The sequence below is a fragment of the Mesorhizobium sp. M7A.F.Ca.US.014.04.1.1 genome, assembly GCF_003998745.1.
In the GTDB taxonomy this organism is placed as follows: Bacteria; Pseudomonadota; Alphaproteobacteria; order Rhizobiales; family Rhizobiaceae; genus Mesorhizobium; species Mesorhizobium ciceri.
Genome location: NZ_RZRW01001089.1, coordinates 1 through 1,106 on the forward strand (window position 1 = coordinate 1; position 1,106 = coordinate 1,106).

Consider the following 1,106-nt stretch of genomic DNA (forward strand, 5'->3'; position numbering starts at 1 on the left):
TTTGACCCTCGATCAGCTGATGGCTTTCGCCATCACGGACGATCATGCCCGGCAGGAACAGGTTTTCGAAAGCCTCACCTACAATCGCGAGCCCTACGTCATCCGCCGCGAACTGACGCGGACGCATGTTGCGGCGAACGACCGCCGCGCCGTCTTCATCGGCGCGGAAGCCTACATGGAAGCCGGCGGTGCCATCCTGCGCGACCTGTTCACCGAGGATCGCGGCGGCTTCTACGAGGATGCCGCTTTGCTCGACCGCTTGGTGATTGAGAAGCTGCAAGGCATCTCTGAAACCGTCAGGCAGGCCGAGGGTTGGAAATGTGCAGATGTCCATATCGACTTCCCCCACGCAAACGGCTTGCGCCGTACCTACCCACAGCCGGTGGATTTGTCGGAGGAAGACAAAGCTGCCTACGCAAGGGCATCCGACGAGTTCAACCGGCTCACAGATGAATGGAATAGCGCCGAGGAACTGCCGGACGATGTTGATCAGCGTTTCGGCAAACTTGAAGCCGAGATCGAGCGCATCGACGCTCTGCGTCACGCCTACGATGCTGATATTGTTTCGCGTGGTGGCGTGTTCGTCGTGCTTTCCCATGATGGAGCGGCGCGCATCGAACGAGGTTTCATCCGCGCCGAGGATGAGCAGGTGGGACCGGAAGCGGAAACGCTTCCAGACGGCGAGGACTACGCCGTCAATGACGATGGCGAGATCATCGAAGACGGAAGCGGTTCGGATTCCGATGGTGGCAGCCACGAAGAAGCGGAGGATGATGGCAAGCCGTTGTCGGACCTTCTTATTCGCGACTTGACCGCTTATCGTACGCTTGGGCTTCGCCTTGCGCTTGGCGAACAGCCGGACATTGCCCTTGTTGCGGTTACCCATACGCTTGCGGCGCAGACCTTCTATCAGGGTGCTGATGCCCACTGCCTCGAAATCCGCCCAACCAGCGTCTACCTCGCCGGTCACGCGGACGGCATCGAAGATACGGCGGCAGGCAAGGCATTGGCAGATCGACATGCGGAGTGGGCTGCGGACATGCCTCGCGATGTGGCCGACCTGTGGGGCTTCATCGCCTCACTCGACCACGCCAGCGTCATGGCGT

The 1,106-nt window shown here is 60.4% G+C and carries 1 pseudogene; it reads left to right on the forward strand.

The features are described 5' to 3' along the window. Nucleotides 1-1,106 (forward strand): annotated as a pseudogene (locus EOA22_RS34705) (chromosome partitioning protein ParB); the annotation flags it as partial.